General features: G+C 39.7%; 6 protein-coding genes. 1 reads left to right on the top strand and 5 read right to left on the bottom strand.

Annotation, left to right across the window (positions count from 1 at the left end; all coding sequences use genetic code 11):
* Positions 1-272 precede the first annotated feature (272 nt).
* The 4 genes from NFS18_RS07490 to NFS18_RS07475 form a co-directional block, all read right to left on the bottom strand.
* Positions 273-608 (bottom strand): hypothetical protein, encoded by a 336-nt coding sequence (locus tag NFS18_RS07490; protein WP_251389463.1) that lies wholly within the window; start codon positions 606-608, stop codon positions 273-275.
* A complete protein-coding gene (locus tag NFS18_RS07485) occupies positions 598-795 on the bottom strand; it encodes a hypothetical protein (RefSeq protein WP_251389462.1) in 198 nt (65 codons plus the stop codon). Before NFS18_RS07485 ends, NFS18_RS07490 begins: the two co-directional genes overlap by 11 nt.
* A gap of 331 nt (positions 796-1,126) precedes the next feature.
* Complete coding sequence (locus NFS18_RS07480; RefSeq protein ID WP_251389461.1) at positions 1,127-2,806, bottom strand: recombinase family protein; 1,680 nt, start codon at positions 2,804-2,806, stop codon at positions 1,127-1,129.
* A gap of 138 nt (positions 2,807-2,944) precedes the next feature.
* The gene (locus NFS18_RS07475; RefSeq protein ID WP_167702517.1) at positions 2,945-3,109 is read right to left on the bottom strand and encodes a hypothetical protein; all 165 of its coding nucleotides are present in this window, start codon (positions 3,107-3,109) and stop codon (positions 2,945-2,947) included.
* A gap of 200 nt (positions 3,110-3,309) precedes the next feature.
* Here NFS18_RS07475 and NFS18_RS07470 point away from each other — a divergent pair, with 200 nt between their 5' ends.
* Positions 3,310-5,631, top strand: a complete 2,322-nt coding sequence (locus tag NFS18_RS07470; protein ID WP_251389460.1) for a tetratricopeptide repeat protein — start codon at positions 3,310-3,312, stop codon at positions 5,629-5,631.
* Between the two features lie 59 nt (positions 5,632-5,690).
* On the opposite strand, the gene NFS18_RS07465 is transcribed toward NFS18_RS07470, so the two are convergent.
* Positions 5,691-7,772, bottom strand: a complete 2,082-nt coding sequence (locus NFS18_RS07465; protein WP_251389459.1) for a heavy metal translocating P-type ATPase — start codon at positions 7,770-7,772, stop codon at positions 5,691-5,693.
* Position 7,773: the final 1 nt, after the last annotated feature.

Genomic DNA, 7,773 nt, shown 5'->3' with positions numbered 1-7,773 from the left:
AGTTAAAAAGAGTCCATACCCTAAGAATCCGACAAAGTATGGACTCAGCTTTGCATAATAACTTACTTTTCATAACCGACACCGCCTTTCTGGTTCGTCAGAGCGATTACTTTGCAATTTGACATAGGGTGCGTCCTCCTTTCGCATAGATTTAGCCACTTTGTCAAGGTGGCTATGTAAAGGATTCATGGCAATAAAAAAGCCGACTGGCTGTTTTGTTTAAAACTACACCAATCGGCTATGTAAAAATTTATTCTGTTTTATTATCCGTCTTATCTGTTCTTTCGTGATAAGGCTTCTTTTATTCTCTCTGTATCCCATTTCTCTGGAAACAATACCGCCATAATATGAAACGCATCCATCAGCCCTGCAATATACGCATGAGTGCCATATTCAAAATCCTGCTTATCCCTGCAATCTAAAAGGTGTTGGCAAACTGCCCTCTGCTTTTCCGTCAAATCAAGCTGATGAAAAGCATCCTCTGCATCTCCTTCGTTATTACTATCTTTTTGATAACTTGCATCGGCTTGTAACAGTTTCAATACAGATTCATCTTTCAGTTTCTCTACTGCTATTTTTACCAGTTCTTTAAATTCCTTATCGCACATCACTTCCTCCTGCCATTTCTACCCTTAACTTTTTTATAGGTGCATGGATAACCTTAAAAATAAGTTCATCAACACAATCTGTATATCTGCCCTGTTGTATAAGTTGATTTTTCAATGCCACAAGGCTATGTAATAAAATGCTTCGCTCATTGCTATCCACATATAAATGATTTTTCTTTTCTCTCATAAATGCCACCGTCCTTTTTTATTTTCATTATATAGACAGATACCTGTATATTCAAAGATGCAAATGAGCGAAAAAATAAGTGTACCACTATCTCTAATGATACGCCTATCCCATTCAATTTCTATGAGCCTGTTGCCTATATTTTATCAGCAGGGTGGACACTACATAGACACGTTGATTACGGGAAGCCTTTATTTTCCGTTTGTGTTCCCACACCCGATATCAACTACCACCGAAACATCAAAGTAGTTTTTGAGGTGCTTATTTCGGATTTTTTCACCCTCCGAAGTAAACATGAAATGCTTCGCAAAGTACCTAAAATAAAGGATTTCTACGAGGTTTTCCTTTGTATCGACACAATAGTCTCAACTGTTGTTTCGTTGTCCCAACTAAGTTCCTGAATTTCTTCACCGTCAAAAAATACCGGAAACTTAAATTTTATATGCTTCAAAAATCTTCCGTTCGGCTGTTCATCCTCGTAAATATCAACTCTTTCAACAAAACTGTTCATAAATTCTTTTTTCTCCATATCGGTGAATTTATCATACAGTTTGTCAAAGTACAAAAGATATTGATACACTCCATCCTCAGAAATTTTCTGCTGACGGATATACTCTTTTCTGGATACTATATCATCGATCAGACTTTCCAGTCGTTCAATCTCATCATACAAACCATTTAACCGATCCTGCATATCCTGATACTTCCTGTCATACATTTTATCAGAAATATCCAGATTGTCCATCTGTTGTCCTAACTTATTTTTAGCTCCCAATACTTGCCGCAGCTGTTTTTTCAAGTTCTCATGCTCTGTTTCCAATTCTCCGGTATCTATCTTAGAATTGATTTTTGCACGTATAGCGGCTTCAAATTTCGGATTATTCACCAGCTTTTTAATAACTTCTGCTACCGCATCATTTACTTTTTCTTCGTTCCACTGCTTCCGGTAATCACATTTATGACCATTCACATAATACCTATGCTTGCAGGCATAATAAAAATAATCCTTATAAAATGTTCCGTCTTTTTTCTTCTTACGGTTTACATTTCCATACATTCCCTTTCCACAAATTGGACATTTAAGAATTCCGGACAAAATATGTTCATGCTCCAAACTATGGATTTTCTCATGCTTTACTCCATTTATATTTCGTTTCTGTTTTGCCAAGTTCCAATCATCTTCGGAAATAATGGCTTCGTGAATACCATCACTTAATATATAAGAATCCTGCTTTACAATACGGAATTCATTTCTCTTGCCTGGCACTCTTTCAGTTTTCCTTCTTCCAAATGCCAATTTACCACAATAAATAGGATTATCAAGGACACCCTTTATAAAAGAAGTAGCAAACGCATCCAACGTATTATTCTGTCTCTTTTTCTTCTTGTAGCCATGCTCATTCAGATAGGCTGCAATGCCATTTACTCCCATATTGGTATGAATATATTTATCAAAAATAATACGAATGATTTCTGCCTCATCTTCTGCAATTTCCAGTTCTCCATTTAACAGCTTATATCCGTACGGAGCAAATCCGCCGTTCCATTTGCCATCTCTCGCCTTTTGTCTGCGTCCCTCCATTGTCTGTACCAGAATATTTTCACGTTCAATTTCTGCTACCGCAGACAGAACAGAAATCATCAGCTTACCGCTGTCTTTAGAACTGTCTATACCATCTTCAACACAGATCAAATTTACTCCAAAATCCTGCATTCTCTGCAAAGAATTAAGTACATCTGCAGCATTTCTTCCAAAACGGGATAACTTATATACCAAGACAAACTCTACACGATCTTTACCTTCTTCAATATCCCGAAGCATTTGCATAAATTCCTGCCGTCCTTCAATACTTTTTCCTGACTTTCCCTCATCCGAATACTCTCCGACAATCACCATTTCCTGAAAATCTGCATATTTTCTCAATCTTTCTTTTTGTGCTTCCAAGCTGTATCCTTCTACCTGCATAGACGTAGATACCCTTGTGTATATATAACATCTTCGCTTTTTCATTTATATTCTCCATATCAAATTACAGTTTATTTTTTATTTGTCCCAACTATATTTTACCGTAGCTGCACATACTCGTCAATATAGGTAAAATGCACAAATAGCACGCAAGAAAAAAGAGAGCCAACATCTATGCTCTCCCTAATCATTTCCCAATGTATTCTGTTCCTGCTCTTGCTGGCAGTTATCTTCTGCTTTGTCCTCCTCCGGTAATCCATTCAGTTCCTGAAGGAGCTCACTGCCATATTTTTCTATCATTCTGGCAAGAAAATCAACACATCGTTCAAATTCAACTGTGTGTGCCATAGCTCCTCCTTCCAAACCGATATTTCTTGTCACCACACATTTTTCGGCGGTACTCTTTAGCTGATCTGGAATTTGTGCTATAATTTCTATTAGACCAACTCCATTCAGCCTGATGTCAGTTTAATGGAATTTCATAAGAAACTCATTGAGCATAGATTGAGCGGAAATTGAGTATTTTACAGAACAGGAGGGGATTCTATTTGGAAAGATGTGATTTTGGTTCGATTATGACGATCATTCGCCGTTATATCAGCGAAGATAAAGGAATGAATCAAATAGATTTTACCTATCTGTTATTTGACACGTTTATGTGCAGCGATGAAGCCATAGACTTTGATTTTGACAATGGACAGGTCTGCCGTTGGATGACAGGACAGGCAAAAGTAAGTCCCCGGATCGTAACCTACTTTTTAGATAAAGAACATCAATTAGAATTGGCAGGAAACATTCAGCGACATATTATTCCTCTGATGTATGATTCTGCTATGGCAGCAAAAGAATTATATGAGTTAGTATTACAGGATACATCTATTTCAGAGCCAAAAAAACAGGAACTAATCTGTTCTTATTCTCCCGCTGATATAGACACCATACATATTTTCATAACAAGGGTTCTGTGTTTCGGAATGGAACGGAATTTTGTGAAACGTGACACACGAACCAAGAAATTATTAGCCGCCGGAAATCTTTCTCCTGTCTTAACAGATTTTGTAATGGGAAATGACGTTCCCCGTCCATGCAGGCATTTTTGTGGACGTTCTGAAGAAATCGAAGTGCTGCATTCTCTGTTGGAAAAAGAGAGTAAAGTATTTTTATCTGGAATTGCCGGAATCGGGAAAAGTGAACTGGCAAAGGCTTATGCCCTGCAGTATAAGAAAGAATATACCAATATCCTGTATCTCACCTACAGCGGTGATTTAAAACAGGATATTACAGACATGGATTTTGCGGATGATCTTCCGCAGGATTCTGATGAAGAACGCTTCCGAAAACACAACCGTTTTCTGCGTTCTCTCAAAGAAGATACTTTGATGATTGTAGATAATTTCAACGCCACTTCCATGCAGGACAGTTTTCTTTCGGTCATACTCAAATACCGCTGTCAGATATTATTTACTACCAGAAGCCGTCTGGACGGACATTCCTGTATGCTGTTGGAAGAAATTTCCGATAAAACAACGCTTCTGCAACTTGCAGGAAAATTTTTCTCCGACACAGAAGAAAAATCTGATGTCATAGAACAGATCATAGAAGCTGTCCATGCCCATACGCTCGCTGTAGAACTGGCATCACGCTTACTGGAAACCGGAATATTGGAACCAGAAATGCTCTTAAAAAAATTGTTGGAAGAAAATGTCGCTCTTGATGCAACTGATAAAATCAATATTATAAAAGACGGGCAAAGCAGCAAAGAAACCTACTATGGACACATACATACTTTATTCTCTCTATATCAGCTTTCTGAAACTCAACAAAATGTAATGAGATGTCTGTGCCTGATTCCTTTAACCGGTATTCCGGCACGAAGATTTGCTGCATGGCTGAATTTACCGGATTTGAATGCCGTAAATGATTTAATTGAAATGGGATTTATTCAGCCAAAAACCGGAAGAACCATTGTACTGCATCCCATGATACAGGAAATCGCTGTTGCAGATATGCAGCCGTCTGTAAAAACCTGTTTCCCTTTACTGGAAAGTCTGCAAAACATCTGCCTTTTACACGGCAATGATATTTCCTACTACAGACTTGTTTTCCAAACCGTTGAAAACATTATTACAAAAACAACTAAAGATGATATTTCTGGTTATTTATTATTCTTAGAAGATGTTTTCCCATATATGGAAAAATACCACGAAGAAAATGGTATGCAAAGAATCCTGCGTGAACTATCTTCTTTGCTGGAAGACACTTCTATCGGAACCGTGTCTGACCGGGCATTATTACTGGACTATAAAGCTACCCTTGAAAGAAATATTGGAAAAGCCGTAAAGCTGGAAAAAGAAGCGATGTCTTTGCTTTCTCCTGTTACACCTGAAAACGCCCACCTCGCCGCAAATCTATATGGAAATCTGGGTGGACTATATCACCAGCAGGGAAATACCGAACTGGCAAAACAGGCTATGGAGCAGGGAATCAGCTTATTAGAACAATACCAGCTTCTCTATATGAATGACAGTATTGTTCAAATCTGCAACTATGCAGCTCTCCTTACAGATACCAGTGAAGCGTCTCGTGGATTATCCTCCTTACGCAAATGTGCCCGGCTGGTAAAAGAATACAATTCCGATCAGTGTCTGGACTATGCCATTATTCAGGAAGCTATGGGAACTGCCTATCTGGTACAGGCTGATATAGAACAGGCTACCTCCCATCTCAAAAAAGCTATGGCAATCTATGAAATAGTATGGGAATCTGAACCGGAAGCTATCGATAATAAATACCAACAAATACAAGAATTGTATATCAATGCTGGAATACAAATTGGACAACAATTATTGAGCTCTACTAAAAATGTCTGAATAGTCTACAAATCAAACTATTCAGACATTAAAACTTATAACAATATGAATATTTTATATTAATTAGTCGGCAATAAATTTCCCATACTCTTCAAACTGATAGCTAAAGTAGAAGTATTATGTAGTAACGCAGAGGTCGTTGGTTGAATAATTCCTGCCACTCCTAGTGCAATCAGCATTGCATTAATACCGACAATCCCCCTGTAATTCCCCTGAATACGGTGCATCATCGCATTAGACAAACGTTTCAGTACTACGATTTCCCGCAGATCCTCAGCAGCAATCGTAATGTCTGCGATCTCTCGCGCAAGTTCTGCTCCATCACTGATTGCAATTCCCGCATCTGCTGCTGAAAGCGCTGGCGAATCATTGATTCCGTCACCGATCATCACTACTTTTCTTCCTGCCGCTTTCTCTCTTTCAATGAATCCTGCCTTATCTTCCGGAAGTACTTCGGAATAATATTCATCCACTCCCACTCGTTTCGCAATAGATGCTGCAGTACGTTCACTGTCTCCCGTCATCATGACGATCTTGGAAACACCTTCTTCTTTCAAAAATCTTACCATCTCCCCGGCTTCTTCCCTGAGAGGATCTTCAATACAGATTACAGCAACTAATTCTCCGTTAATGGCAAGGAACAAATGAGAGTATTCTTCAGGAAGCGTATCAAACCGTTCCTGATATTCCGGACGTATCCGGCACTTTTCATCCTCAAACACAAAATGACTGCTCCCTATTATGGTCTTCTTTCCTTCTATATAGGAGGAAATACCATGGGCTACAATATACTCCACTTTTGAATGCATTTCTTCATGATACAGACTTCTTCTCTTTGCAGCATCCACGACAGCTTTTGCCATGGAATGTGGAAAGTGTTCTTCCAGACAGGCAGCAATCCGCAGAGCTTCCGGTTCAGGATAATCGCCAAACACAATGACTTCTTTTACAGTTGGTTTCGCCTTTGTCAGCGTACCGGTCTTATCAAATACGATGGTATCTGCCTCTGCCACAGCCTCCAGATACTTCCCACCCTTTACGGTAATTCCATTCTGTCCGGCTTCCCGTATTGCAGAAAGGACAGAAATCGGCATAGCCAGCTTCAATGCGCAGGAAAAATCCACCATAAGAACAGAAAGAGCTTTTGTCACATTGCGTGTGACAGCCCAGACAAGCCCTGTCCCCAGAAGCGTATATGGTACCAGACGGTCCGCCAAATGCTCTGCCTTACTTTCCAGATTGGATTTCAACTTTTCTGAGTCTTCAATCATAGTCACAATCTTTTCAAACCGGGTAGCACCTGATACAGCCCTGACTGTGATTTCCAACTCTCCTTCCTCCAAAACGGTTCCTGCATATACGGACTGACCCTCAGTTCTTCGTACCGGAAGAGATTCTCCGGTCAAAGATGCCTGGTTCACCATTCCTTCTCCGCAAGACACCTCTCCATCAAATGGGATTACATTGCCCATGTGTACGATCACTCTGTCACCCGGCAAAATATCGGATGCCGGAACAAGAACTTCCTGCTCCTCTCTTTTCAGCCATACTTTCTTTATGTTTAAAGACATGCTGCGTGCCAGATCTCCTACAGACTTTTTATGTGTCCATTCCTCCAGCAATTCTCCAATTCCCAGCAGAAACATGACAGAACCGGCAGTATTAAAGTCTCCTCGCAGCACGGACACGCCAATCGCTGTAGCATCTAATACCGGCACCTCTATCTTCCGTCTGGCCAGACATCGAATCCCTTTTCCGATATATTGGACCGCTTTAAAAGTAAGCCATATTTTTCTCACCGAATTTGGCAAGAGCAATTTCCCTCCATAATGGAGCAATGTTTTTGCTATCAGCTTTTCCCTGTATGCGGAATTTAAAGCACGCCCTGAACTTGATAATACATTATCCGGAACATCTGCTTTCTCAAAATGAAACTTTTTTAATTTATGGATCAGTTCTTCTCTGTCCCCTGTATAATAGATCACAGCATCTGCGGTGCGCTCATATACTTTGACCTTTATAACACTTTTCTGTTTTTCAAGAGCCCAGCAAAGAACATCCGCCTCCGTACATGTCATTCGGTTTCGGATAACGTGGATACGGAGACGGCCCTGTACTTCATGCTTGATAAGAAATCTCATC

The organism is Mediterraneibacter agrestimuris (assembly GCF_943193195.1).
GTDB classification, from domain to species: Bacteria; Bacillota; Clostridia; order Lachnospirales; family Lachnospiraceae; genus Schaedlerella; species Schaedlerella agrestimuris.
The sequence above is the reverse complement of the archived record's forward strand: the minus strand, read 5'-3'. Positions and strand labels throughout refer to the sequence as shown.

Excerpts from the sequence above, each read along its gene's own strand:
- NFS18_RS07485 (WP_251389462.1), bottom strand. The coding sequence starts at position 795 with ATGAGAGAAAAGAAAAATCATTTATATGTGGATAGCAATGAGCGAAGC.
- NFS18_RS07465 (WP_251389459.1), bottom strand. The coding sequence starts at position 7,772 with ATGAGATTTCTTATCAAGCATGAAGTACAGGGCCGTCTCCGTATCCAC.
- NFS18_RS07490 (WP_251389463.1), bottom strand. The coding sequence starts at position 608 with ATGTGCGATAAGGAATTTAAAGAACTGGTAAAAATAGCAGTAGAGAAA.
- NFS18_RS07480 (WP_251389461.1), bottom strand. The coding sequence starts at position 2,806 with ATGAAAAAGCGAAGATGTTATATATACACAAGGGTATCTACGTCTATG.
- NFS18_RS07475 (WP_167702517.1), bottom strand. The coding sequence starts at position 3,109 with ATGGCACACACAGTTGAATTTGAACGATGTGTTGATTTTCTTGCCAGA.